Source organism: Pseudoduganella lurida, from assembly GCF_007830455.1.
Lineage (GTDB): Bacteria > Pseudomonadota > Gammaproteobacteria > Burkholderiales > Burkholderiaceae_D > Rugamonas > Rugamonas lurida.
In genome coordinates this window covers 133094-157972 of the sequence record NZ_VLLB01000004.1, presented here as the reverse complement: position 1 = coordinate 157972, position 24879 = coordinate 133094, and the positions used below count along the sequence as shown (strand labels likewise).

General features: G+C 67.1%; 19 protein-coding genes. 17 read left to right on the top strand and 2 right to left on the bottom strand.

What is annotated here, in order from left to right:
- Positions 1-19 precede the first annotated feature (19 nt).
- On the top strand, positions 20-2176 hold the full coding sequence (locus IP91_RS13125; protein WP_145649463.1) for a sodium-translocating pyrophosphatase: 2157 nt from the start codon (positions 20-22) through the stop codon (positions 2174-2176).
- Positions 2177-2256: 80 nt separating this feature from the next.
- Here IP91_RS13125 and IP91_RS13120 read toward each other — a convergent pair whose 3' ends face one another.
- Complete coding sequence (locus IP91_RS13120; protein WP_145649462.1) at positions 2257-4149, bottom strand: carbohydrate binding domain-containing protein; 1893 nt, start codon at positions 4147-4149, stop codon at positions 2257-2259.
- A gap of 162 nt (positions 4150-4311) precedes the next feature.
- Between IP91_RS13120 and IP91_RS13115 the strand changes: the two genes are divergently transcribed.
- The 15 genes from IP91_RS13115 to IP91_RS13045 all read left to right on the top strand — a co-directional run bounded on the left by IP91_RS13115 (position 4312) and on the right by IP91_RS13045 (position 22459).
- The gene (locus IP91_RS13115) at positions 4312-4713 is read left to right on the top strand and encodes a sugar phosphate nucleotidyltransferase (RefSeq protein WP_145649461.1); all 402 of its coding nucleotides are present in this window, start codon (positions 4312-4314) and stop codon (positions 4711-4713) included.
- A gap of 330 nt (positions 4714-5043) precedes the next feature.
- Positions 5044-5373 carry a dTDP-4-dehydrorhamnose 3,5-epimerase family protein gene (locus IP91_RS26430; protein ID WP_229474367.1) on the top strand — a complete coding sequence of 110 codons (330 nt, stop codon included), beginning with the start codon at positions 5044-5046 and terminating at the stop codon, positions 5371-5373.
- A 74-nt stretch (positions 5374-5447) separates the two neighbouring features.
- On the top strand, positions 5448-5696 hold the full coding sequence (locus tag IP91_RS13105) for a sugar nucleotide-binding protein (protein ID WP_145649460.1): 249 nt from the start codon (positions 5448-5450) through the stop codon (positions 5694-5696).
- A gap of 152 nt (positions 5697-5848) precedes the next feature.
- Positions 5849-5977, top strand: coding sequence for a sugar nucleotide-binding protein (locus IP91_RS26765; protein ID WP_158643138.1), 129 nt, complete (start codon positions 5849-5851; stop codon positions 5975-5977).
- Positions 5978-6294: 317 nt separating this feature from the next.
- Positions 6295-6849, top strand: a complete 555-nt coding sequence (locus IP91_RS13095; RefSeq protein ID WP_145649459.1) for a hypothetical protein — start codon at positions 6295-6297, stop codon at positions 6847-6849.
- A 76-nt stretch (positions 6850-6925) separates the two neighbouring features.
- Positions 6926-7684: an SDR family NAD(P)-dependent oxidoreductase gene (locus IP91_RS13090; RefSeq protein WP_145649458.1), complete on the top strand. Its 759-nt coding sequence runs from the start codon at positions 6926-6928 to the stop codon at positions 7682-7684.
- 82 nt (positions 7685-7766) lie between these two features.
- A complete protein-coding gene (ggt, locus tag IP91_RS13085; protein WP_145649457.1) occupies positions 7767-9560 on the top strand; it encodes a gamma-glutamyltransferase in 1794 nt (597 codons plus the stop codon).
- 119 nt (positions 9561-9679) lie between these two features.
- On the top strand, positions 9680-10849 hold the full coding sequence (locus IP91_RS13080) for a patatin-like phospholipase family protein (protein ID WP_145649456.1): 1170 nt from the start codon (positions 9680-9682) through the stop codon (positions 10847-10849).
- Between the two features lies 1 nt (position 10850).
- Positions 10851-15119: a hybrid sensor histidine kinase/response regulator gene (locus tag IP91_RS13075; RefSeq protein WP_145649455.1), complete on the top strand. Its 4269-nt coding sequence runs from the start codon at positions 10851-10853 to the stop codon at positions 15117-15119.
- A 246-nt stretch (positions 15120-15365) separates the two neighbouring features.
- Complete coding sequence (locus IP91_RS13070) at positions 15366-16049, top strand: response regulator (RefSeq protein WP_145649454.1); 684 nt, start codon at positions 15366-15368, stop codon at positions 16047-16049.
- Between the two features lie 19 nt (positions 16050-16068).
- On the top strand, positions 16069-17691 hold the full coding sequence (locus tag IP91_RS13065) for an AMP-binding protein (RefSeq protein ID WP_371860618.1): 1623 nt from the start codon (positions 16069-16071) through the stop codon (positions 17689-17691).
- Entirely contained in the window at positions 17688-20012 is a 2325-nt protein-coding gene (locus IP91_RS13060; protein ID WP_145649453.1) for a bifunctional salicylyl-CoA 5-hydroxylase/oxidoreductase, read from the top strand. The genes IP91_RS13065 and IP91_RS13060 overlap by 4 nt, the downstream gene beginning before the upstream one ends.
- Positions 20009-20863: an enoyl-CoA hydratase family protein gene (locus IP91_RS13055; RefSeq protein ID WP_145649452.1), complete on the top strand. Its 855-nt coding sequence runs from the start codon at positions 20009-20011 to the stop codon at positions 20861-20863. The genes IP91_RS13060 and IP91_RS13055 overlap by 4 nt, the downstream gene beginning before the upstream one ends.
- Position 20864: 1 nt before the next feature.
- A complete protein-coding gene (locus IP91_RS13050; protein ID WP_145649451.1) occupies positions 20865-22028 on the top strand; it encodes an acyl-CoA dehydrogenase family protein in 1164 nt (387 codons plus the stop codon).
- Between the two features lie 11 nt (positions 22029-22039).
- A complete protein-coding gene (locus IP91_RS13045; protein ID WP_145649450.1) occupies positions 22040-22459 on the top strand; it encodes a RidA family protein in 420 nt (139 codons plus the stop codon).
- Here the strand turns inward: IP91_RS13045 and IP91_RS13040 are convergent.
- Entirely contained in the window at positions 22430-23641 is a 1212-nt protein-coding gene (locus tag IP91_RS13040) for a glycosyltransferase (protein ID WP_158643137.1), read from the bottom strand. The genes IP91_RS13045 and IP91_RS13040 overlap by 30 nt on opposite strands.
- A gap of 212 nt (positions 23642-23853) precedes the next feature.
- Here IP91_RS13040 and IP91_RS13035 point away from each other — a divergent pair, with 212 nt between their 5' ends.
- Positions 23854-24795 (top strand): beta-1,6-N-acetylglucosaminyltransferase, encoded by a 942-nt coding sequence (locus IP91_RS13035; protein WP_145649448.1) that lies wholly within the window; start codon positions 23854-23856, stop codon positions 24793-24795.
- Positions 24796-24879 lie beyond the last annotated feature (84 nt).

Genomic DNA, 24879 nt, shown 5'->3' with positions numbered 1-24879 from the left:
GAAAACAAGAGGGGGACGTATGACAGCAAGTCTGTGGTTCGTGGTGGCGTGCGGCGCGATCGCCGTGGTGTACGGGCTGTGGTCGCGCAGCTGGATCCTGGCGCAGGACCCGGGCAACCCGCGCATGCAGGAAATCGCCGCGGCGATCCAGCAGGGCGCGGGGGCCTACCTGGCGCGCCAGTACCGCACCATCGGCATCGTCGGCGTCATTCTCCTCATCGCCATCTACTTCCTGCTCGGCGTGCAGACGGCGCTGGGCTTCCTGATCGGCGCCGTGCTGTCCGGCGGCTGCGGCTTCATCGGCATGAACGTCTCCGTGCGCGCCAATGTGCGCACCGCGCAGGCGGCATCGAAGGGCCTGAACGAGGCGCTGAACGTGGCGTTCCGCAGCGGCGCCATCACGGGCCTGCTGGTGGTGGGCCTGGGCCTGCTGGGCGTGTCGCTGTTCTACTGGCTGCTGACGGCACTGGCCGCGCCGGCCTATCCTTCGCCCTCGCTGTCGCAGCACGACATCATCCAGCCGCTGATCGGCCTGGCCTTCGGCGCCTCGCTGATCTCGATCTTCGCGCGGCTGGGCGGCGGCATCTTCACCAAGGGCGCGGACGTGGGGGCGGACCTGGTGGGCAAGGTGGAGGCGGGCATCCCGGAAGACGATCCGCGCAACCCGGCCGTGATCGCCGATAACGTGGGTGACAACGTGGGCGACTGCGCCGGCATGGCCGCCGACCTGTTCGAGACCTATGTGGTGACGCTGATCGCCACGATGCTGCTGGGCGCCCTGATGATCGCCGATGCCCCGCGCGAGGCGCAGCTGTATCCGCTGCTGCTGGGCGCCGTGTCGATCCTGGCCTCCATCGTCGGCTGCCTGTTCGTGAAGGCGAAGCCGGGCAGGAAGATCATGTCGGCGCTGTACACGGGGCTGTGGTGGGCGGCGATCCTGTCGCTGATCGGCTTCGCGGTCGTCACCTGGCTGCTGTGGCAGGACGATGGCATGCGCTGGCGGATGATGGGCGCCACGCTGGTGGGCATCGTGCTCACCGGCCTGATGGTCTACATCACCGAGTTCTACACGGGCACCGACTTCAAGCCGGTCCGGCACATCGCCGAAGCGTCGACGACGGGCCACGGCACCAACATCATCGCCGGCCTGGGCGTGTCGATGCGCTCCACCGCGTATCCGGTGCTGGCCGTGTGCGTGGCCATCCTCGTCTCGTATGAACTGGCGGGCCTGTACGGCATCGCGATTGCCGCCACCGCCATGCTGTCGATGGCCGGCATCGTGGTGGCGCTGGATGCCTACGGTCCCGTGACGGACAACGCCGGCGGCATCGCGGAGATGGCCGGCATGCCGGACTCGGTGCGCGCCATTACCGATCCGCTGGACGCGGTGGGCAACACCACCAAGGCCGTCACGAAAGGCTATGCGATCGGTTCGGCGGGCCTGGCCGCGCTGGTGCTGTTCGCCGACTACACGCATGCCCTCGAATCGGTGGGCAAGTCGATGACGTTCGACCTGTCGAACCCGATGGTGATCGTGGGCCTGTTCATCGGCGGCCTGATTCCCTACCTGTTCGGCGCCATGGCGATGGAAGCGGTGGGACGCGCGGCCGGCGCCGTGGTGGTCGAGGTGCGCCGACAGTTCCGCGAGATCAAGGGCATCATGGACGGCACCGGCAAGCCCGAATACGACAAGGCGGTGGACATGCTGACGGCATCGGCGATCCGCGAGATGATCGCGCCGTCGCTGCTGCCCGTGATCGTGCCGATCCTGGTCGGCATGCTGCTGGGCCCCGCCGCGCTGGGCGGCATGCTGATGGGGACGATCATCACGGGCCTGTTCGTGGCGATCTCGATGACCACCGGCGGCGGCGCCTGGGACAACGCCAAGAAATACATCGAGGACGGCAACCACGGCGGCAAGGGCTCGGAGGCGCACAAGGCCGCCGTTACGGGCGACACGGTGGGCGACCCCTACAAGGACACGGCCGGCCCGGCGGTGAACCCGCTCATCAAGATCATCAACATCGTGGCCCTGCTGCTGGTGCCGCTGCTGCCGGCCACCGGGTGGCTGTCGCTTGCCACCGAGCCGGTGCAGGCGAAGCTGGTGACGGGGCAGCGGGTGGCCGCCAGTTCGGCACGGTTGCAGGTACCGGTGCCGATCGTCCACGCCAAATGAAAAGCGCGGCCATAACTTCTTTAAAGCAGTGATGGTGGCGACAATTATTTTATGGCTCCTGTAGTAGATGCAGACACGCGCTAGCGCGATACTGGCCAGCGTCTGCCGAGCGGCGATGCGCGGATACGCCGTGCCACTTCATCCAGGTCCATGTATTTGTTATTCCATGTGGTGTACATCAGACCATCGATTTTCAGCGCGGGATCGGCGGCCTGCGCGTCGACCACTGTCTTCAACCAGGCATCTGTACTGTCGATAGCATCGTAATACAGCGCCACCACCTGAGGCTGGTTTCTGAAGAATTTCAGCGATGCGCGGCGCTTTGTGGCTGCACCGGCATCGGTCTCGGACCCACCTGTCCAGTTGATGATCACCGTTCCAGGGTTCCTGTCGTACATGTCCTTCTGCGACCTGTGCAGGCTGCCACGCACCTGGTAGTACTGTGGCACGCCGTTCATGGATGGGTCGAACATGTCGTTCCAGACGGCAGTCTCCAGATCCTTCGGCAGCCGGGCCTGCACGCCGGTAACCATGCGGCGGAGATACTCCGCGGCGGACGGCATGCTGCAGCCAGGCTTCCACGTTTCCCAGTTCATCACGCGTATTTCATCGTAGTACATGAAGTATTTTCTCTTGCTGCCTGTGATAACAGCGGACGGCTGGTGGCCGAACACCGGGTCGATCGCGTCATATAGTTTTTTCTGCCAGGTGAAGTAGTCGCCGTTTTCACAGGCGATCGCGGGCGCACTTGATGCAAAGATATGCTCGGCGGACTGGCGCCAGCTGACATTGAGTTCGGCACCTTCTGGGATGCTGTTGCCGCGGATGGACAACTGCTCGCCGTCGATCTCGTAATCGGTGCCGCGCCGGTAAGTGGTGGAACCGTCCTTCGCCTGCACGACATAATCTCGTCCGTCGTCCCGTTCGATCGGCATCGAGATCCCTATCTCCCTTAGTTCCATGTCATCGACCCAGACAGTGCCCGGCCCAGGCGCGCGGCCCCAAGTGCCTAGATAAATGCCCGCGGCTTCCTTCGTGCCACTGTTGAACTGCACATTGTAAAGAGTCCAGGGCTGGTTGGCGCGGAAGGTAGCCGTGTTGCTGTACGCATTCCATGTGCCATCTGTCACGCCCCAGCCCAGATTATGGTCCGCATGTGCATACAGCGCTTCCTTATTGGCGCCTGAACCCATGATTAGAAGCCGCAGCGCGCCGGGATTTGCGTAGGAGCCGGATTTCAGCCAGAAGGACAGCCGATAGGCAGTATTAGGCCGTAACTTGACTTGTTGGATGAGGCGGCTCAAGGCCGGGCCGCCGCCTCTGACTTTCGCTTCTAGGCGTAACGAACGTTTTCCGTTATGCGCCACATCGTCATCGAGCTGGCCTCCGCCTGCAGCCAAGGCATCCAACATATCCACACCCCATGGAGTCAGTTGCGCGGCTTCGAAGTCGCCATTGCCGAGCAGGTTGACGGCACCGTTTGCGGGTGCGGCACGACCGCCTTTTACCACGTAGGGTGTGGTGGTTGGAAATGCCTCGGTGAGCGAAGCTTGAAGGTATTGCGGACTTTCCGGGTTACCCGCGACCGGCACAACTTCGAGGCCCGCCTCGTTGGCCTTCCGGACCGCGTCGACCAGCCGCTGTTTCAGGGTGGCGCGATACCTGTCGCTCCAGCGATGGTCGAGCAGGCCAATGTAGGCACTTGTGCCGGAAGCACTCAGCGCGACGGCATTGAATCCGGCTGCCTTCGCGTGCGGCAGCATAGCCTGGTATTTTTGGTACGTGACTCCATCCATCAAGTTACCCGCCCAGTAGACCCAACGCTTGGGATAACATTCCTGTGAGCACGTATCTGCCAAGGCACCGGTAGCCATCATGGAAAGCGCTGCGGCGGCTGCTAGCCGAATAGCAAATTGGAAATCGATCATATGCCCCTGCCCGAATGAAAAGGCAAGAATAGCATCGGTGGTCATCGGGTGGCGCCTACGGCACAATGACCAGCCGCTGTGTCCTCCAATGGCTCGCCGATTCCGACGTACTGGCTGGACACTCCCGCAGCCAAGGCCCAGTGGCTGACGCCGACTTGCCTTTTTTGCAATAATCACCTAGCACCAGCGATCTTCTCATTGGAGTGCATGTTGTCACTTGCTGGCAGGATATCGAATGATGCATCGTCCGCGCTGACCCTGGGCGATAACATCTACAACGGCAATAACCTGGAAGCACTGCTACGCAGCGCCGCCGGCCGGCTGATGACGCCATTCACGTGCATGATCCGGTGCGTTATGGCGTGGTCGATTTCGATAGCGAACGGCGCTATCAGCTTCGAGGAAAAGCCAGCCGTGCCGAAGCCGGACTACGCGGTAACGGGCTCGTCTTTCTATGGCAATCGGGTGTGCCACATCGCGGCATCGATCCAGCCATCTGCACGGGGCGAGCTAGAAACACCGATGTCAATAAGGCCTATGAGCAACGGGCCGTACTGCACGTTGAGCGACGGGCCGCGGCATGGCCTGGACCTACACGAGCACGCATGAATCCCTGCTCGATGCATGTCGATTCATCGCCACCGTGGAAAAGCGCAAGGGCCTGAAGGTGCGTGTCCGGAAGAGATCGCGTAACGCGAGGCCTACATCAATGCCGAGCAACTGCTGCGCCTGGACGACTCCTTGCTGGAAAACGGCTACTGCCAGTACCTGATTCGAATCATGCAAAATAAAATGATCTCCCGATGAACGTCATTACCATCCTGATCGAACGCCTGCTGATTCTCGAACCGAAAATCTTAGACGACCACTACTGATTTTTCTACGATAGCTTCAATGCCGGCAAGTTCGAAATGACCGGCATGCAGCTGGCCTTCGTGCATGTCAACCCCCCGGTGCTCGTCGCTTGGCGTACCAGGTGGCCTGCACTACCAGATCCCACAGTCGAAGGGCAAGCTCGTACGGGCCATTGCCAGTAGCATGTTCGACGTTGATGTCGACCTGCGCAAGGCCTCGCCGATGTTCGGCCAGTGGTTTGGCCTGGAACTCTTGGCGGACAACAAACCCCAGCTGTGGATTCCACCTGAATTCGCGCACGCCTTCGCCGTCATTAGCGACCGCGCCCAATTCCTGTGCAAGCCCACCGTTTGCAACGCGCCCGAGCAGGAGCGCGCGATTCTGTGGAACGATCCTGCCGTCGGCATCGACTAGCTCCTCGACGGCGCGCCGCTGCTCGCTGGGAAAGACCGTAAGGCCCTGCTGCTAGTGGAAGCGGAGGTGTTCGGATGAAGATATTGTTGACGGGATGCACGGGCCAGGTCGGTTACGAACTGGAATACAGCCTGCAGAGCATCGGCAAAACTTGTTGCCTTCGACCGCAGCCGCATGAGCTGGCCACCCTGGACCAGGTGCGCGAGGTGATCCGCGTCGAAAACCCGCAGCTGATGGTCAACCCGGCCGCCTACGCGGCCGTCGACAAGGCCGAACGGCGCCGGAACTGGGGTGCCGCACCAATGCCGAAGCGCCCGCCGTGATGGCGGAAGAGACAAAGGCGCTGGGCTACGCTGGTGCATTATTCGACCGATTATGTCTTTCGGAACAGGACAGTGCGCCGCGCGTTCGAGGCGATACCATCGATCCGCTGGATGTATAGGGGGCCAGCAAGCTGGTCGGCGAGCAGGCGTTCGTGTCATCCGGCATTCCGCATCTGATCTTCCGCACCAGCTGGGTGTACGACATGCGCGACAACAACTTCCCGCTGACGACGGTGCGCTTGGCGAAGGAGGGGGGCAATCAGCACGGCGTACTGTCCTAGAACGCCACAATCGCCAATGCCACTGATCTGGTGCTGGCCCAGGCGGGGCAGGGCGGCGCGGACTGGTGGCAGGCCAATTGCGGCATCAATTACTTGTCCAGTTGGGACGTGACAACGTGATCCGACTTCACGCACGCTATCATCGAGCAGACTGAGATCGGCTGCGGCTCTACCGATTACAACCGACCAGTATCCATTGCCCACGCCATGGCAGCAGCATTCCGTGCTGTCCTCCTACCTGCTGCAGCCGCGCTTGGGTGCGGCACCGCCGTGAACGCGGCGTTATGATACGAGAACCGTCATCAGGTATCCAGATCATGCGCATCGCAACTTCCGGAGCGACCCTTGTCGCGACCTTGCTGCTTCCTGTAGCGGCCGTGCATGCCGTGCGGCAGGAACCGGCCGAACAGATAGCGCAACAAAGCGCTGCCTATGCCAAGCTGCCCGCCTGCACGCTGGCTGCCGATGGCCGCAGCCTGGCCGTCGAGCCGTGCCGCACGGCGCCCGCGCAGCGGCCAATGCCGCGCCGGCCCGTGCCCGCGCAGGGTGAAGCGCGCATTGGCATTCCCGACACCCGGCCGCAGGCACCTTCGCTGATGCTGCCGTCGGCCACGCTGAATTCTCCCTATCCGGCGGCGCCGCGGCCACCCGTGCCACCCGCCGTCAATCCTTCGGCAGGCAATGGGTCCGCCGTTCCCGCCCCGGGCGCCTACGCCGTGCCGCCGCCGGGTGCCACGCGGCCATCGCCGGCTGCGTGCGTGGGCACCGGCTGCCGCGACGCGACCGGCACCCAGTACCGGGGTGGCGCCGTACTGACCAGTCCGACCGGCCGGCCGTGCACGAACACGGGCGGCTTCGTCAGCTGCATGTGAGGCACCGGCCACTGCCTGCCCGCCACCAACTGCGCTACAATCCTTGACGTTAACGTTAACGTCAATAGGAGTGGCCATGCGCATCGAAGGCAATGTATACATCATCACGGGCGGCGCCTCGGGACTGGGCGCCGCGACGGCGCGCACCCTGGCGGCGGCCGGCGGTACGGTCGTGCTGGCGGACCTGCAGGAAGAGGCCGGCGCAGCGCTGGCAGCGGAACTGGGCGGGCGCTTCGTGCGCTGCGATGTCACGCAGGAAGCGGACGGTGTCGCCGTGTTGGCGGCCGCGCAGGCGCTCGGTGCGGTGCGCGGCCTGGTCAACTGCGCCGGCATCGCACCGGCTGCGAAGACGGTCGGGCGTGACGGCCCCCATCCGCTCGACCTGTTTGCCCGCGCGGTGGGCATCAACCTGGTCGGCACGTTCAATATGTGCCGGCTGGCGGCGGCGGCGATGGCGCAGGCGGAACCGCTCGAGCACGGCGAGCGGGGCGTGATCATCAACACGGCATCCGTCGCCGCGTTCGACGGCCAGATGGGCCAGACGGCCTACGCCGCCTCGAAGGCCGGCGTGGCGGGCATGACCTTGCCGATGGCACGCGACCTGTCGAAGAGCGGCATCCGCGTGATGACCATCGCGCCCGGCATCTTCGAGACGCCGATGCTGCTGGGGATGCCGGCCGAGGTGCAGGAGGCGCTGGGCAAGATGGTGCCGTTCCCGCCGCGGCTGGGCAAGCCCGACGAATATGCGCAACTGGCCCGGGCCATCATCGAGAACGTGATGCTCAACGGCGAGACCATCCGCCTGGACGGTGCCATCCGCATGCAGCCGAAATAGGGTAGCATTCGGTCATCTGCTGGACCTGAGTTGTACTGCACGCGCGACCCATGTCGCGCGTTTTGTTTTTCAAGGAGAACCGATGACCCGACTTTATTCCCGTCCCCTGAACATTGCCCTGGCCGCGGCCCTGCTGTGCACCGGCTCGGCCACGCTGGCGCAGACCGCGGCGCTGCAGCGCGCGCCAGAAATCGCCACAGGCTACCAGGAAAAGGCCGGCGTCACGACGCACAAGTACATGGTGGCGGCCGCCAATCCGCTGGCCACCGAGGCGGGTTACCGGATGCTCAAGCAGGGCGGCAGTTCCATCGATGCGGCGATCGCCACGCAGATGGTGCTCACGCTGGTGGAACCGCAATCGTCCGGCATCGGCGGCGGCGCGTTCCTGATGCTGTTCGACGGGAAGAAGGTGCATTCCTACGACGGCCGCGAGACGGCGCCGATGGCCGCCACGGAGCGGCTGTTCCTCGGCGACGATGGCAAGCCGATGTCGCGCGAGCAGGGCATCGTCGGCGGCCGCTCCACCGGTGCGCCGGGGGTGCTGCGCATGCTGGCGCTGGCGCACCGGCAGCACGGCAAGCTGGCGTGGGCGAAGCTGTTCGCGCCGGCCATCGAACTGGCCGAGAACGGCTTCAAGGTCAGTCCGCGCCTGAACGCGCTGCTGAAGTACGACGCGTCGCGCCTGCCGCGCGACCCGGTCGCCGCCGCCTACTTCTATGACAAGGAAGGAGCGCCGCGCCCGGTCGGCTACCTGCTGAAGAATCCCGAGCTGGCCAAGACGCTGCGCGAGATCGCCAGGGGCGGCGCCGAAGTGTTCTATACCGGCCGCATCGCACGCGACATCGCTGCCAAGGTAGCGGACCATCCGACGAATCCGGGCCTGCTCACGGCCAGGGACATCGCCGACTACCGCCCGAAAGAGCGCGATCCCGTCTGCAGCGACTACCGCCAGTGGACCGTGTGCGGCGCGCCGCCACCATCCTCCGGCGGCATCGCCATCGCGCAGATGCTGGGCATCCTGGAAACCACCAAGATCGCTGCGTATCCTCCCGTGAACGGCCAGCTCGATGCGCAGGCCATCCACCTGTTCTCCGAGGCCGGTCGCCTGGCCTACGCGGACCGCAACCGCTACGTGGCGGACACCGATTTCGTGCCGCTGCCGGGCAAGGGCATCGCGTCGATGCTGGACAAGGGTTACCTGGCAGGACGCGCCGCGCTGATCGGCGAGAAGTCGATGGGCAGCGCGCAGCCCGGCACGCCGCAGGGCATGCAGGTAGCGTGGGGCACCGATACGGCGCTGGACAAGCCGTCCACCTCGCACCTCGTGGCGGTGGACCAGTATGGCGGCGGGCTGTCGATGACCACCTCCGTGGAAGATGCGTTCGGCTCCCGGCAGATGGTCGACGGCTTCATGCTGAACAACCAGCTGACCGACTTCTCGTTCGACGCGGCCGACGAGCAGGGCCCGATCGCCAACCGCGTGCAGCCCGGCAAGCGTCCGCGCAGCGCCATGTCGCCCACGCTGGTGTTCGACAAGGCCACCAATAAACTGGTGCTGGCCACCGGTTCGCCGGGCGGCTCGACCATCATCAACTACGTGATGAAGGTGCTGGTCGGCACGCTGGACTGGAACCTGGACGTGCAGCAGGCCATCAGCCTGCCCAACTACGGCAGCCGCAACGGGCCCACCGAACTGGAAGCGGGCCGCGTGAACGCCGACGTGATCGCGCAGCTGAAGGCGAAGGGCCACGAAGTGAAGGAGTTCGAGCAGAACTCGGGCCTGCAGGGCATCCAGCGCCGCAATGACGCCAACGGCAAGACTGTCTGGTTCGGCGGCGCCGACCCGCGCCGCGAAGGCATCGTGCGCGGCGATTGACCCCGCCACGGCCGAGCCCGTGTCCACCCTGGGGTCAGACCCCGACATGGACACGAGCTCGACAGTATCACCGCGGGCCTCGTGATCTGGCGCCCACCCCGCCGTGTTACCCTTGTCGGATGGGAATAAAAAAGAAAACCGGCCTGATCTTGACCGGCGGCGGTGCCCGTGCCGCCTACCAGGTCGGTGTGCTGCAGGCGATTGCGCAGATCCTGTGGGAGGAGGGCTGGGCGCCGGCGCGCAGTCCGTTCCAGATCATCTGCGGCACGTCGGCCGGCGCCATCAATGCGACCGCACTGGCCTGCCGTGCCGACAACTTCGGCGAGGGCGTGGCCAAGCTGGTGGAGGTGTGGTCGCACATCGCCGTCGAGCAGGTCTATCGGGCCGATTCCCTCGGCGTTTTGCGTTCCGGCGCGCGCTGGCTGTCGCTGCTGTCGTTCGGCTGGCTGCTGCGCAAATGGCGCGCGGCGCCGCCCACGTCGCTGCTGGACAACACCCCGCTGGTCAACCTGCTGCACCGCATGCTGGACCTGCCGCGCCTGGACAACGTGCTGCAGGAAGGCCTGCTGCATGCGCTGGCCGTGACGGCATCGTCGTACACGGGTGGCCAGCACATTACCTTCTACCAGACCGCCGCCGAGATCGCGCCGTGGATCCGCATGCAGCGCATCGCCCTGCAGGACCAGATCGGCGTCGAGCACCTGCTGGCCTCCGCGGCCATTCCGTTCATTTTTCCGGCCACGCCGCTGTTCGTGGGCGGCCACCGCGAATACTGCGGCGACGGCTCGATGCGCCAGCTCGCGCCCATCTCGCCCGCCATCCACCTGGGCGCCGCGAAAGTGCTGGTGGTGGGGGCAGGGCGCCTGACGGAACCGGCGCGCAATGGCGGCGACACGGCGCGCTATCCCAGCCTGGCGCAGGTGGCCGGTCATGCCATGTCGTCGATCTTCCTGGATGGGCTGGCAATGGACATCGAACGCCTGAACCGCATCAACCACACGCTGTCGATGCTGCCGGCCGAGCTGCGCGAGCACACGCCGCTGCGCACCGTCGAGCTGCTGGTGATCGCGCCGTCCGAACGGCTGGACGACATCGCGCTGCGCCACGTGGGCAGCCTGCCGGCACCGATCCGTGCCATGCTGTCCGGGATCGGCGCGACCGAGGCGCGCGGCGCCGCGCTGGCTTCCTACCTGCTGTTCGAGGCCAGCTACACCAATGAGCTGATCCGTCTCGGCCAGCGCGACACCCACGCGCGGCGTGCCGACGTGCTGGCTTTTTTCGGTAACTGACATGGTCCGATCTGTTTCGCGGCCGCTGCTGGCCACGCTGTGCCTGCTGCTTGCCCTGATCTGCGCCGCCGGCAGCGCCACGGCCGCGCCGCCACGCACGCTGCGCTTCGAACAGCTGAACGTGGACGGCGGCCTGCCGCAGGAATCCGTGCTGGCGATCGCCCAGGACCGCCAGGGCTTCATGTGGTTCGGCACGCAGGCCGGCCTGGCGCGCTTCGACGGTTACCGCACGGTGATCTACCAGAACGCGTTGTCCGATCCGGCCAGCCTGGCGGAGAACTGGGTGCGCGTGCTGCACGTGGATCCGTCCGGCCGCCTGTGGATCGGCACCGATGCGGGCCTCGACCTGTTCGACCCGCTCACGCAGCGCTTCACGCACTACCGACCCGCCGAGCCCGAGCAGCGCGGCAATGGCAACCGCCACGTGCGCGCCATCATCGACGACGGTGCCGGCGGCCTTTGGCTGGGCACCGCGGACGGCCTGCAGCGCTTCGATCCGGCCAGCGGCCGCTTCACGATCTGGCATAACAGCGCGGACGATCCGGACAGCCTGGCGCAGGACCAGATCAACACGCTGGCGCGTGACCGCGCCGGCCGCCTGTGGATCGGCACGCCGGGCGGCGTGGACATGCTGGCCCCGGACAGCCGCGTCTTCCGCCACTACACGGTCACGATGCCGGGCCAGGCGCGCCCGGTGGCCGTGCAGTCGCTGATGGTGGACCGCGACGATACGCTGTGGGTCGGCTCGCACGCCGGCCTGGAACGCTGGCATGCCGGTGCCGGCGACGGGGAGGCGGCGCCGCGGCGCGAACGGCTGCCCGCTGCGGCCGGGCTGCCGGCCGGCGCCGTGATGAACGTCTACCAGGACATGGATGGCGTGCTGTGGGTGGGCATGCGCAACGAAGGCCTGCTGCGCTGGCATCCCGCCACGGCGCGCTTCGTGCGCTACCGCCACAAGGCCGGCGATCCGCACAGCCTGGCGGACGATAACGTCTCGGCGCTGTACCGCGACCGGGTCGGCACGTTCTGGGTCGGCACCTGGTACAACGGCGTCAGCCGCATCGACCTGTCCGGCGGCGGCTTCGCCCGGCTGGTAAAGGATCCGGATGAACCGGGCTCGCTGGCGGACAACCGCGTGCGCGCCATCGTCGATGCCGGCGGCGGCAAACTCTGGATCGGCAACAACGACGGCCTGTCCCTGTACGATCCGCTGGGCGGCGGCAGCTCGCTGTACCGCCTGCCGCAGACCGGCAATGGCGCCAGCGACGCGCACGTGACGGCACTGTGGCGCGCGCCGCGGGCCGGTGGCGGCGCCACGCTGTGGGTCGGCGGCCGCACCGGCGTGCGCACCTTCGATCCGGCCACCAGCAGATTCGGCCCGCTGCTGCTCTCGCGCGGCAACCCGGAGCTGGACACGGTGCGCTATGTGTACGGCGACCGGGCCGGCGCGATCTGGGTGTCCAGCAAGGCCGGCCTTTACCGCATCGATCCGGATGGCGCCATCGCCACGTTCCGCCACGATCCCGCCGATCCCCACAGCCTGGCCGACAACACGGTGCGGCCCGTGCTCGAGGACCGCCAGGGCAATCTGTGGGTGGGCACCTTCCACGGCCTGGACCTGCTGGACCGCCGCACCGGCCGCTTCACGCACTTCCGGCACGACCGCAACGATCCATACAGCCTGTCCCACAACGAGGTGCACTACCTGTACGAAGACGCGCAAGGCACGCTGTGGGTCGGTACCGCCTCGGGCCTGAACCGCATGGAACCGGCCCGCAGCGGGGAGGGCAAGGCACAGGCACCGCGGTTCCACCGCACGCTGCGGCAGGACGGCCTGGCGGACGACTCGATCGCGGCGATCCTGGCCGACCGCCAGGGCAAGCTGTGGCTGTCGACGAACATCGGCCTGTCCAGCTTCGAGATCGCCAACCGCCAGGTGCGCAATTTTTCCGGCGTGGACGGCACCATCGAGGGCGCCTACTTCGACGGCTCCGCGCTGGCGGCGCCGGACGGCACGCTGTACTTCGGCGGCTTCAACGGCATCACCGCGTTCGATCCGGCCGCCGTGCGCGCCAACGGCATCGCGCCGGCCGTGGCCATCACGGACTTCCAGATCCTCAACCAGTCGGTACGGCCCGGCATGGTGCGGCCGGACGGGCGCGTGACGCTGCCGCGCGCCATCGAGGCCACGAACGAACTGACGCTGGGCCAGAACGATTCGGTGTTCTCGCTGGAGTTCGCGGCGCTGCACTACGCATCGCCGCAGAACAACCGCTACGCCTACCGGCTGCAGGGCTTCGACCGGGGCTGGGTGGCCACCGGCGCGAACAAGCGCTTCGCCACCTACACCAACCTCGACCCGGGCCGCTACGTGTTCCAGGTGCGGGCGGCCAACAAGGATGGCGTGTGGAGCGCGCCGGCCACGGTGGCCATCACGATCCTGCCGCCGCTGTGGAAGACCTGGTGGGTGCGCACGCTGGCGCTGCTGCTGGTGCTGGGCGCCGCGTTCGGCCTGTACCGGGCGCGCGTGCGGAACCTGCGCGGCCAGCGCGCCCGCCTGGAACAGCAGGTGAGCCTGCGCACGGCCGAGGTGGAGATGAAGAACCACCTGCTGATCGAGCAGAAGCGCGAACTGGAACAGCGCGACGAACGGCTGCGCCAGGCGGCCCAGCGCGCCGAGGATGCGACGCGCCAGAAATCGGAGTTCCTCGCCAACATGAGCCACGAGATGCGCACGCCGCTGGCCGGCGTGATCGGCATGCTGGGGTTCGCGCTGCGCGACCCGGTGCTGCCGCACGGCACGCGCGAACAGATCCAGCGGGGCCAGGCCAATGCCCAGTCGCTGCTGTCGCTGATCAACGACCTGCTGGACTTCTCGAAGATCGAGGCGGGCAAGCTGTCGATCGAGAACATCGATTTCGCGCTGGCCATCACCGTCGAGAACGTGGTCAGCCTGTTCGGCGAGCAGGCGGCCGCGCAGGCCATCGACTTCCATGTCGACTACGGCGACGGCCTGCCGCGCTTCGTGGTCGGCGATCCGACGCGGCTGCGCCAGGTGCTCGTCAACCTGGTCGGCAATGCGTTCAAGTTCACGCAGCGCGGCCAGGTGGTGCTGCGGGTGCATCCGGACGCGACGAGCTGCGGCGCCGGCTGCACGCGCATCCGCTTCACGGTCGAGGACACCGGCATCGGCATCCCGCCGGAAGAGCTGCCGCGGCTGTTCGAAAAATTCGAGCAGGCCGACGCCACCACCACGCGGCGCTACGGCGGCACGGGACTCGGGCTGGCCATCTGCCGCCAGCTGGTGGATCTGATGGGGGGCGAGATCGGCGCCGTCAGCACGCCGGACGTGGGCAGCGTGTTCACGGTGACGCTGCCGCTGCAGGAAGGCGTGGCGCCGGCGCCGCTGCCGCAGGTCGCGCACGCGCCGCACACGCACAGCCTGAAGGTGCTGTGCGCGGAGGACTTCCCGACCAACCAGATGATCATCCGCACGATGCTGGAGGACCTGGGCCACCGCGTGGACATCGTCGGCAACGGTGCGCTGGCGGTGGCGGCCTGCGCGCAGACCCGCTACGACCTGATCCTGATGGACGGCCGCATGCCGGAGATGGATGGCCTGACGGCCACGCGCATGATCCGCAGCGGCGGCCCGGCCAGCGCGCCCGTGTGGGACCGCGACCTGATGATCGTGGCGCTGACGGCCAACGCCAGCGAGGAGGACCGCAGCCGTTACCTGGCGGCCGGCATGGACGATTTTCTGACCAAGCCGATCGACGAGGCGGCGCTGCACCTGCAGCTGACGCGTGCCGTCGAACGCCAGCAGCGCCGCGGCATCGTGCTGCCGCCGCTGCCGGCCCGGCCGCCGAAGGCGCAGCCGGGGGTGGCGGACCTGGATGCGATGTTCGGCGTCGATACGCTGGAACGGATTCCCGTGCCGCCCCCGGCGCGCCGCTCGCCCCGCGCCGATGGCGAAGAGGCGCGCGCGCTGCGGCTGCGGCTGCGCGACGCGTTCATTGCCGACCTGCCGGGGCGGCTGAACGAGCTCGATGCGGCACTGGCCGCCGCCGATGCCGATGCGGCCGGGCGGCTGTTCCACGGCATGAAGGGCAGCGCCGCCTACCTGCAGGAAGTGGAATTGCAGGCCCTGTGCGCCGAGCTGGAACGGGCCGCCGACCGCGCGCTGTGGCCGGCCATCCGCCACAAGCTGCCGCGTCTGCACGAAGCGCTGGGGCGCATCCTGGCGCCGGTCGGCGATGCGGGCCGCTGAACCATGCCACCGAGGCACGCCACTAAGCTACGCCACTGACGCACGCCACTGAGGCACGCCACTGAGGCACGCCACCGAGGCACGCCACTAAGCTACGCCACTGAGCCACGCCACTAAGCTACGCCACTGAGCCAAGCCACTGAGCGACTCCACTGAACCAGGCCGGCGGTGGCCCGCCACGGCGCCACTGGTTATAATCGCCCTCCACCGGCGCCGGTTCGGCGCCGGTTTCCGGATGGGAGAGTCATGAAAGTTCTGGTAGTCGACGACGACGTGGTGTCGCGCATGATGCTGATGCACCTGATCGACAGCAGCGGCCGCTACGAGATCGTCGAGGCCGAGGACGGCGCCGAAGCGTGGGCGCAACTGCAGGGCGGGTTGCGGCCGGCAATCTGCTTCTGCGACCTGCGCATGCCGCGCCTGTCCGGCATCGAGCTGCTGCAGCACGTGCGCGGCAACGCGGCACTGGCTGCACTGCCGTTCGTGCTCGTCTCATCGGCCAGCGACGGCGCCACGCTCGACCAGGCCCGGCAGGCCGGCGTGTCCGGCTACCTCGTGAAACCGTTCGAGCCGGCGCAGGTGCGCGCGCAGCTGGCCGCGCTAATACCGCAAGGCGCGCACCCCGATGCGGAAGAGCCCTCCGCCACGCAGGCGCGCCTGGGCATCGATGCCGCCCGCCTGCAGGCCTACCTGGCCGGTTTCGAACAGCAGCTTCGCACCGCGCAGACCGAGCTGGCGAAACTGCATCGGCAGGGCGAGCGCGAGACCGTCAGTGCGCAACTGGAGCGCCTGCATGCCGGCTGCACCACGCTGGGCCTGACCGGTGCGGCGGCGCTGCTGCACCCGCTGCCGCCGGCCGACGCGCCGGACACTGCGCTGGAGGCCGTGCTGGAATCGGTGCGCCATCAGCTGCAGCGGCTGCACGCCTGACGGCCGCGCGAGACCTCCCGTGGGCAGTGCCATCCTCCATTCCGCCGGCCATTCCGGGCATGCCGATCCGTTCACGGCGGCCAGCCTGCCGCCGCGCGACACGTGGCCGGTACTGCATTTCGACCTGCCCGGGCTGCAGTATCCGTCGCGCCTGAATTGCGCCGCCGAGCTGCTGGACCGGGCGGTGGCGCGCGGTGGCGGCGCACGCCTCGCACTGCTGGGCGCGCACGAGCGCTGGACCTATGCCGGACTGCTGGAACGCGTCGACCGCATCGCCCATGTGCTGCGCGGGCAGCTGGGCCTCGTGCCCGGCAACCGCGTGCTGCTGCGCGGCGGGAACACGCCGCTGATGGCCGCTGCGCTGCTGGCCGTGCTGAAGGCGGGCCTGGTGGCCGTGCCCACGATGCCGCTGCTGCGCACCGGCGAGCTGGCCGCCATCGTCGCGAAGGCGCAGGTGAACGCGGTGCTGTGTGCAGAAGGCCTGCGCGACGACCTGGACGCCGTGCCGGACCTGCCGCCCGTCGTGTATTTCGGCGGCGCTGCCGACGATGGCCTGGAAGTGCGCATGGCCGAAGCGCCGTCCACCTTCGATGCCTGCGACACGGCGGCGGACGATGTGTGCCTGATCGGTTTCACGTCAGGTACCACCGGCGTGCCGAAAGGGACGCTGCATTTCCACCGCGACCTGCTGGCGATCTGCGACTGCTTTCCGCCCCACGTGCTGCGCTCGCAGCCTTCCGATGTGTTCATCGGCACGCCGCCGCTGGCCTTCACGTTCGGCCTGGGCGGCCTGCTGCTGTTCCCCCTGCGGGTGGGGGCCGCCGCCGTGCTGCTGGAGCACCTGACGCCGGCCACGCTGCTGGCGGCGATCGCGCAGTATCGCGCCACCGTCTGCTTTACCGCGCCGACCGCCTACCGGCAGATGGCACCGCTGGTGGCCGGGCACGACGTATCGTGCCTGCGCGAGACGGTATCGGCCGGCGAGGTGCTGCCGGTGGCCACCCGTGCCGCCTGGCAGGAAGCCACGGGCCTGGCCATGATCGACGGCATCGGCTCGACGGAGCTGCTGCACATCTTCATTGCCGCCGCCGGGGACGACGTGCGGCCCGGCGCGACCGGCAAGCCGGTGCCCGGCTACCGCGCCTGCATCCTCGATGCCCAGGGCAATCCCGTGGGCCCCGGCGTGGTCGGCCGGCTGGCCGTGCAGGGCCCGACCGGCTGCCGCTACCTGGACGATCCGCGCCAGCAGCAGTACGTGCACGAGGGCTGGAACCTGACGGGCGATGCCTACGAGATGGACGAAGACGGCTATTTCCACTACCGCGCCCGCACCGACGACATGATCGTCTCGAGCGGCTATAACATCGCCGGCCCGGAAGTGGAAGATGCGTTGCTGGCCCACCCGGACGTGGCCGAGTGCTGCGTGGTGGGCACGCCGGACGAGGTGCGTGGCCAGCTCGTCGAAGCGCACGTGGTGCTGCGACCTGGTGTCACGGCGGCGCCGGAACTGGCGGCCGCGCTGCAGGCATTCGTCAAGCACCGCATCGCCCCGTACAAGTACCCGCGGCGCGTGCTGTTCGTGGCGGCGCTGCCGCGCACCGCCAGCGGCAAGCTGCAGCGCTTCCTGGTGCGAGCCGCATGACGGGGCTGTCGAACGTCGTGTGCATCGGCGGCGGACCCGCCGGCCTGTATGCCGCGCTGCTGCTGAAGGCGCAGGCGCCGGCGCGGCGCGTCGTGGTCATCGAGCGCAACGGCCCGGACGACGCCGTCGGCTGGGGCATCGTGTTTTCCGACCAGACGCTGGACAACCTGATGGCCGCCGATGCGCCCAGCGCGCAGGCCATCCTCGACGGCTTCCACCGCTGGCAGCACATCGACGTATTCTTCAAGGGCGAGCAGGTGCGCTCGGGCGGCCACGGCTTCAGCGGCATCAGCCGGCGCCGCCTGCTGGGCATCCTGCAGGACCGGTGCGCGGCGCTCGGCGTCGAGCTGGTGTTCGGCACCGAGGCCATCGACGATGTGGCCCTCGCGGCGCAGTACGATGCAGCGCTCGTCATCGCCGCCGATGGGCTGCGCAGCCGCATCCGCGCGCGCCATGCGGCGACGTTTGCACCACGCATCGAGGGGCGCCGCTGCCGCTATCTGTGGCTGGGCACGACCAAAGCGTTCGATGCGTTCACGTTCGACTTCCGCGCCACGGCACACGGCTGGTTCCAGGCCCACATCTACCGCTTCGAAGACGGCATGTCGACCTTCATCGTCGAGACGCCGGAAGAGACCTGGCGCGCGGCCGGACTGGACGACATGACGCCGGAGGCGACGCTGGCATTTTGCGAGATGCTGTTTGCCGACCGCCTGGGCGGTCATCCGCTGCTGGCCAATGGCGCGCTGCCACGCGGCGGCACGGCCTGGCAGCGCTTCGCCGGCGTGGCCTGCGAACGGTGGGTGCATGCGGCACAGGGCGCGGCACCCGTGGTGCTGCTGGGCGATGCGGCGCACTCGGCGCATTTCTCGATCGGCTCGGGCACCCGGCTGGCGCTGGAGGACGCGATGGCGCTGGCCCGCTGCATCGGCGCCGGTGACGACCTGTCGGCTGCGCTGGCAGCCTACGAAGCCGAGCGCAAGGTCGCCGTGTTGAAGCTGCAGAATGCTGCGCGCAACTCGATGGCGTGGTTCGAGAACGTGGCGCGGCATGCGCAGCTGGACGCGCCGCAGTTCGCCTACGCGCTGCTGACACGCAGCCAGCGGCTGGGGCACGGCGACCTGCGCCGGCGCGACAGTGCCTATACCGACGGATACGAACGCTGGTTCGCGGCCCGTGCGTTCGCCCAGGCGGGGATCGCGGCACCGTCCGACCTGGCGATCCCGCCGATGTTCACGCCTCTGCGTGTACGCGCGCTCGTGCTGAAGAACCGCATCGTCGTCTCGCCGCTGGCGCAGTACAGCGCGGCAGACGGCGTGGCCGGCGACTGGCACCTGATCCACCTGGGCGCACGTGCCACCGGTGGCGCGGCGCTGGTGATGACGGAGATGACGGCCGTCTCGGCCGACGCGCGCATCACGCCGCTTTGTCCCGGCCTGTATGCGCCGGCGCATACGGATGCCTGGCGTCGCATCGTGGATGCGGTCCATGCGACCTCCGATGCAAGGATCGGCCTCCAGCTGGGCCACGCCGGTGCCAAGGGCGCCACGCGCGCGCCATGGGAGGGCATCGACCAGCCGCTCGAGGAAGGCGGCTGGCCGCTGCTGTCCGCGTCGCCACAGCAGTATCTTGAAAGTGTCTCGCAGGTCGCGCGTGAAGCCACGCTGGCGGACCTGGACCGCATCGAAGCCGACTTCGTGCGCGCCACGCTGGCCGCTGAGGCCGCGGGCTTCGACTGGCTGGAGCTGCACTGCGCGCACGGCTACCTGCTCTCGTCGTTCATCTCGCCCCTGACCAACCGGCGTACCGACGAGCATGGCGGCACGCTGGAAAATCGTTGCCGTTTCCCGCTGCGGGTGTTCGCGGCCATGCGTGCCATCTGGCCGGCGCACAAGCCGATGAGCGTGCGCATCTCCGCCCATGACTGGGTCGAAGGCGGCACCACGCGGGCCGATGCGGTGCACATCGCGCGCCTGTTCAAGGCGGCGGGGGCGGACGTGATCGACTGCTCGTCCGGCCAGGTCAGCAAACGGGAGCAGCCCGTGTACGGCCGCCTGTTCCAGGTGCCGTTCTCGGAGCAGATTCGCAACGAAGCGGGCATCGCCACGATGGCCGTCGGCGCCATCCACGATGCCGGCCAGGCCAACGCCATCATCGCCGCCGGGCGCGCGGACCTGTGCGCCATCGGCCGGCCCCATCTCGCCAATCCTGCGTGGACGCTGGCGCAGGCGGCCGCCATCGGTTACCAGGCGGTGCCCTGGCCGCGGCAATACCAGCCAGGGCAGCGGCAGCTGCACGGCTTAACGGAGAACGAACCATGAACTACCTGCACGGCCACCCGCACGCGCTGCCCGGTCATCGCACCACGCTGGCTGGCTACCAAGCAAGGCACTTCCTGTTCGACCTGAGCGATGGCGTGGCCACGCTGACGCTGAACCGTCCCGAGCGCAAGAATCCCCTCACGTTCGATTCCTATGCCGAACTGCGCGACCTGTTCCGCGCGCTGGCCCTTGCGGACGATGTGCAGGCCGTCGTGATCGCGGGCGCCGGCGACAATTTCTGTTCCGGCGGCGACGTGCACGAGATCATCGGCCCGCTGACGCAGCTGGACATGCCCGGTTTGCTGGCGTTTACGCGCATGACGGGCGATGTCGTGAAGGCGATGCGCGCGTGCCCGCAGCCGATCGTCGCGGCCATCGATGGCGTGTGCGCGGGCGCCGGCGCGATGCTGGCACTGGCATCGGACATGCGTTACGGCACGGCGCGCAGCAAGACCGCGTTCCTGTTCACGCGCGTGGGCCTGGCCGGCTGCGACATGGGCGCCTGCGCGCTGCTGCCGCGCGTGATCGGGCAGGGCCGCGCCGCCGAGCTGCTGTACACGGGACGGTCGATGTCCGGCCCGGAGGGCGAGCGCTGGGGCTTCTTCAACGCGCTGCAGGAGCCGGCCGGGATACTGGCCGCTGCGCAGGCGCTGGCGCGCAGCCTGGCAGAGGGCCCCACGTTCGCACATGGCATGACGAAGAAGATGCTGCAGCAGGAGTGGAACATGGGGATCGACGAGGCCATCGAGGCGGAGGCGCAAGCGCAGGCGATCTGCATGGCCACCAACGATTTCCATCGCGCCTACCACGCGTTCGTGGCGAAACAGAAGCCGGTGTTCGAAGGAGACTGACATGGCGGACAAGGCCTATCTGGACTGGCCGTTCGTGGAACCGCGCCACCGGCAACTGGAACGCGAACTCGATGCATGGGCGGCGTCGCAGCTCGTCGTGCCGCACGGTGGCGATGTCGATGCGATCTGCCGCGCCCTGGTGAAGCAGCTTGGCGCTGCCGGGTGGCTGCGGCATGCGGTCGGCGGCACGGCACACGGCGGCAGCGCCGATGCGCTCGATACCCGTGCGCTGTGCGTGATCCGCGAAACGCTGGCGCGCCATGCAGGCCTGGCGGACTTCGCGTTCGCGATGCAGGGACTGGGCGCCGGCGCCATCAGCCTGTCCGGCAGCGACGCACAGCGGGAGGCGTACCTGCCGCGCGTGGCCCGCGGCGACGCCATCGCGGCGTTTGCACTATCCGAACCGCAGGCAGGATCCGATGTCGCGGCGCTGGGGTGCGCCGCCGTGCGTGACGGCGACAGCTATGTGCTCGATGGCGAAAAGACCTGGATCTCGAACGGCGGCATCGCCGACTTCTACGTCGTGTTCGCGCGCACCGGCGAAGCGCCCGGCGCGCGCGGTATCAGCGCCTTCATTGTCGATGCCGATACGCCTGGCCTCAACATCGCTGAACGCATCGACGTGATCGCCCCGCATCCGCTGGCACGGCTGCGTTTCGAGGGCTGCCGGGTGCCGGCCGCAAACCTGGTCGGCGTGGCAGGGCAGGGCTTCAAGGTGGCCATGGCCACGCTGGACGTGTTCCGCACCTCCGTCGCCGCGGCCGCGCTGGGCTTCGCGCGCCGCGCGCTGGACGAAGCACTGGCGCATGCGCGCACCCGCACGATGTTCGGCGGCGTGCTGGCCGACTTCCAGCTGACGCAGGCAAAACTGGCGCAGATGGCGACCGGCATCGATGCCGCCGCGCTGCTCACCTATCGCGCCGCCTGGCTGCGCGACACCGGCGTGCGCGTGACGAAGGAAGCGGCTATGGCGAAGCTGACGGCTACCGAGACGGCGCATCAGGTCATCGATGCCGCTGTGCAGATGTTCGGCGGGCAGGGCGTCGTCAGCGGCGCGACGGTCGAGAGCCTGTACCGCGAGATCCGCGCGCTGCGCATCTATGAAGGCGCCACCGAGGTGCAGCAACTCATCATCGCACGCGAACTGCTGCGCGCACCTGTCTGACGGAGAGAGTCATGGAAATCCTGCAACCGCCCGGCTGGCCACGTCCCAAGGGCTATTCGAATGGTATTGCTGCCAGCGGGCGGATGGTGTTCGTCAGCGGGATGGTGGGGTGGAACGCGGAGGGGGTGTTCGAGAGCGATGATTTCGTGGTGCAGGCCGCCCAGGCGTTGCGCAATGCGGTGCAGGTGCTGGCCGAAGCAGGCGCGGGACCGGATCACATAGTGCGGATGACCTGGTACGTTGTGGATCGCGATGAATTCCTGGCCGCGCAGCGCGAGGTAGGGGTGGCTTACCGGGAGGTCCTCGGCGCGCACTACCCGGCGATGACGGCCGTGGCGGTGACGGCGCTGATGGAGGCGCGGGCGCGGGTCGAGATTGAGGTGACCGCGGTAGTACCGGCGTCAGCCGCTGGCCACCGTTCCGCCGCCTAGCAGTGCGCGGTAGCGGCCCGCCAGCTGCTCGGCTAGCACTCGGTAGCTGCGCGTGGCATCAATGAACGCTGGCCCCTTGGCGGCGCGCGCGCGGGCATGTTCCGGATCGTCGAGGATTTCGCACAAGGCCTGCGCCAGTGTGGAGACGGTCGTGGTGGTCAGCCACCCGGCATTGCTGTTGCGCAGCACCCAGGCTTGGTCGGGAATGTCGTTGCCCACGCTGGGAATGGCAAGTGCCAGGTATTCCAGAATCTTGGTCGGGGAACTGACGTCGAAAACCAGCCCGCGCGGGATATACGAGACCGCGACGTCGGCGCCGCGCAGCAGTCGCCAGGCATCGGCGGACGGCAGCCAGCCCGTGATCCGCACGGCATCCTGCAGCCCCAGCTTCGCCGCATGCGCCACCAGTGTCTGCGCATCTTCCAGCTCGGCACCGCCGATCAGCAGGAGCGTCGCCGCGGGATGGCGCAGGCGAACTAGTTGCAGGGCGTCGATCAGTTCGTCGAGCCGACGCAGCCTGTCCAGGGTCCCCAGGTAAGCAATCTGCGGGACGGCGCTGCGCACCGGCGCGGCCTCCGGCGCCGCCAGCAGTTCCGTGTCCACTCCCATCGGTACCGCCGTGAGCTTGTGCGCAGGAACGCCTTTGCCATGCACCATGTCTCCCATCGCGTCACTCTGCACGAACACGTGTCTCGAGCCCGGCAGCACCACCCGGTACAGCAGCCAGTGCTCGATCATGCCTTTCGCCAGCACGATCCGTGCGCGCAGCCCGGACCGTTCACGTGCGCGAAAAATACGTGCCTCGCACATCGGAAACGATATCCAGTACACAAACGGCAGCCCGCGCAACTTTGCTGCCAGCATTGTCAGCAGCCCTACTGAGACCATGTCGCGGACCTGCACTGCCGCATACTCGCCACGGCGGGCACGCAGAACCGCGCCTATGCAGGTAGCAGCGAAGCGCAGCTCACTGCGCAATCGGCCGCCCCTGCTCGTGACGCGTCGTATCGAGCCAAAGCCCTGGTCGCCCTCGAGCGGGTTGCCGTTCGAGCGTCCGATCAGATGGGAAATGATGCCGTGCCGTGGCAGGTACTTTCCAAACAGGGTTGCGACATCCGCGCGGTGTGTGGGCAGTAGTTCGGGAGCTAAAACGAGAATTTTGAGCGGTGAGAGGGTAGCCACGGCGCAGTTGCGAGTAATAGTATTGTGATTATAACAAAGGTACGAGTTCGTGGTGCCTGGCCGGCTCGAGAATAGCGATATAGTGTATACGAAATGAAAAGTGGCCAAATTCAACTTGTCGCGCTTAGTTGGCGAAAATGCAATGCATGCTATACTTTCCCCTTTCGTTCTGGTCGTCGCTGCTGTAATCGGACCGATCAAAGGGAGGTTGGATGAAGATTGCGTATTTGATAATGGCCCATGATCAGCCGGAATTGTTCGGACGCCTAGCCCGGGCGGTGTATGCGGAAGGAGTGTCAATCTACGCGCACATTGATGCGAAGAGCGATTGCGCGGCATTCATCGCAGCGTCTGCCGGCTTGCCCGTCGGATTCACGCCCGACCCTGTAAAGGTCAACTGGGGCGGTTTCTCCCAGGTGGCCGCAATGCTCAGGCTGATCGAGCAGGCGGTGGCGGCGGACGAACATGACTATTTCATCTTTCTGAGCGGCCGCGATTTCCCGCTGTATTCGCATGGTCGCCTAGTGCAGGAGCTGGACCGTCATCCTGGCCGCAGCTATATGAATTTCTACCCGCTGGCCGATGGCGCGGACTTTGTCGAAAAGATCCGCAATCACTGCTACCACGACGTGTACGCGCGGCTACCCGGGCGCTTCCTGCGTCGCGCGGCCGGCAGGATCGTCAGAGCGATCAATGCCCGTCTGCCAGATCGGTCCTTTGTCGCCGGCCTGCAGCCTTACCGGGGCTCGACATCTTGGTGTCTCGGCCGCGACATTGCGCAGTACATCGTCAAATTCACCCGGAATCCGCGCAACCGGGCGTATCTGGATTTCTTCCAGAGCGTTTCCTGCTGTGACGAGATTTTTTTCCAGACTATCGTGCTGAACTCGCCCTATGCCGCAACGCTGAACCTGTACGACATCGACGGGACTAAGCCAGCTGGGGAGATGAAGAACGAGAATAAGGCGTCGCTGCACTACATCGACTGGAGTCCGGACCGCGAGGATCCGGCCATCCTGGTCGATCGCGACTTCAAATCGATGTACGCCTCAGGCAAACTATTCGCCCGAAAATTTGACGTTCGACGTTCCGCCGGCATACTGGACAGGATTAGCGCGGTGCGGGCCGATTCGAAGGCGATGGATATCGCTTGAACGGGCGCGACGCTAGCCGTCCCGGTGGACGGCATTCGAGCGCGGAGCGAACAGATGAGTAGCTCTTCTGGCGTCGATCGCCCA

What these genes read in the sequence shown, in the direction of transcription:
- IP91_RS13070 (WP_145649454.1), top strand. Translation starts at nt 15,366, where the DNA reads ATGAAAGTTCTGGTAGTCGACGACGACGTGGTGTCGCGCATGATGCTG.
- IP91_RS13045 (WP_145649450.1), top strand. Translation starts at nt 22,040, where the DNA reads ATGGAAATCCTGCAACCGCCCGGCTGGCCACGTCCCAAGGGCTATTCG.
- IP91_RS13095 (WP_145649459.1), top strand. Translation starts at nt 6,295, where the DNA reads ATGCGCATCGCAACTTCCGGAGCGACCCTTGTCGCGACCTTGCTGCTT.
- IP91_RS13050 (WP_145649451.1), top strand. Translation starts at nt 20,865, where the DNA reads ATGGCGGACAAGGCCTATCTGGACTGGCCGTTCGTGGAACCGCGCCAC.
- IP91_RS13105 (WP_145649460.1), top strand. Translation starts at nt 5,448, where the DNA reads ATGAAGATATTGTTGACGGGATGCACGGGCCAGGTCGGTTACGAACTG.
- ggt (WP_145649457.1), top strand. Translation starts at nt 7,767, where the DNA reads ATGACCCGACTTTATTCCCGTCCCCTGAACATTGCCCTGGCCGCGGCC.
- IP91_RS13120 (WP_145649462.1), bottom strand. Translation starts at nt 4,149, where the DNA reads ATGACCACCGATGCTATTCTTGCCTTTTCATTCGGGCAGGGGCATATG.
- IP91_RS13090 (WP_145649458.1), top strand. Translation starts at nt 6,926, where the DNA reads ATGCGCATCGAAGGCAATGTATACATCATCACGGGCGGCGCCTCGGGA.
- IP91_RS13125 (WP_145649463.1), top strand. Translation starts at nt 20, where the DNA reads ATGACAGCAAGTCTGTGGTTCGTGGTGGCGTGCGGCGCGATCGCCGTG.
- IP91_RS13060 (WP_145649453.1), top strand. Translation starts at nt 17,688, where the DNA reads ATGACGGGGCTGTCGAACGTCGTGTGCATCGGCGGCGGACCCGCCGGC.
- IP91_RS13055 (WP_145649452.1), top strand. Translation starts at nt 20,009, where the DNA reads ATGAACTACCTGCACGGCCACCCGCACGCGCTGCCCGGTCATCGCACC.
- IP91_RS13075 (WP_145649455.1), top strand. Translation starts at nt 10,851, where the DNA reads ATGGTCCGATCTGTTTCGCGGCCGCTGCTGGCCACGCTGTGCCTGCTG.
- IP91_RS13080 (WP_145649456.1), top strand. Translation starts at nt 9,680, where the DNA reads ATGGGAATAAAAAAGAAAACCGGCCTGATCTTGACCGGCGGCGGTGCC.
- IP91_RS13035 (WP_145649448.1), top strand. Translation starts at nt 23,854, where the DNA reads ATGAAGATTGCGTATTTGATAATGGCCCATGATCAGCCGGAATTGTTC.
- IP91_RS13115 (WP_145649461.1), top strand. Translation starts at nt 4,312, where the DNA reads ATGTTGTCACTTGCTGGCAGGATATCGAATGATGCATCGTCCGCGCTG.
- IP91_RS26430 (WP_229474367.1), top strand. Translation starts at nt 5,044, where the DNA reads ATGTCAACCCCCCGGTGCTCGTCGCTTGGCGTACCAGGTGGCCTGCAC.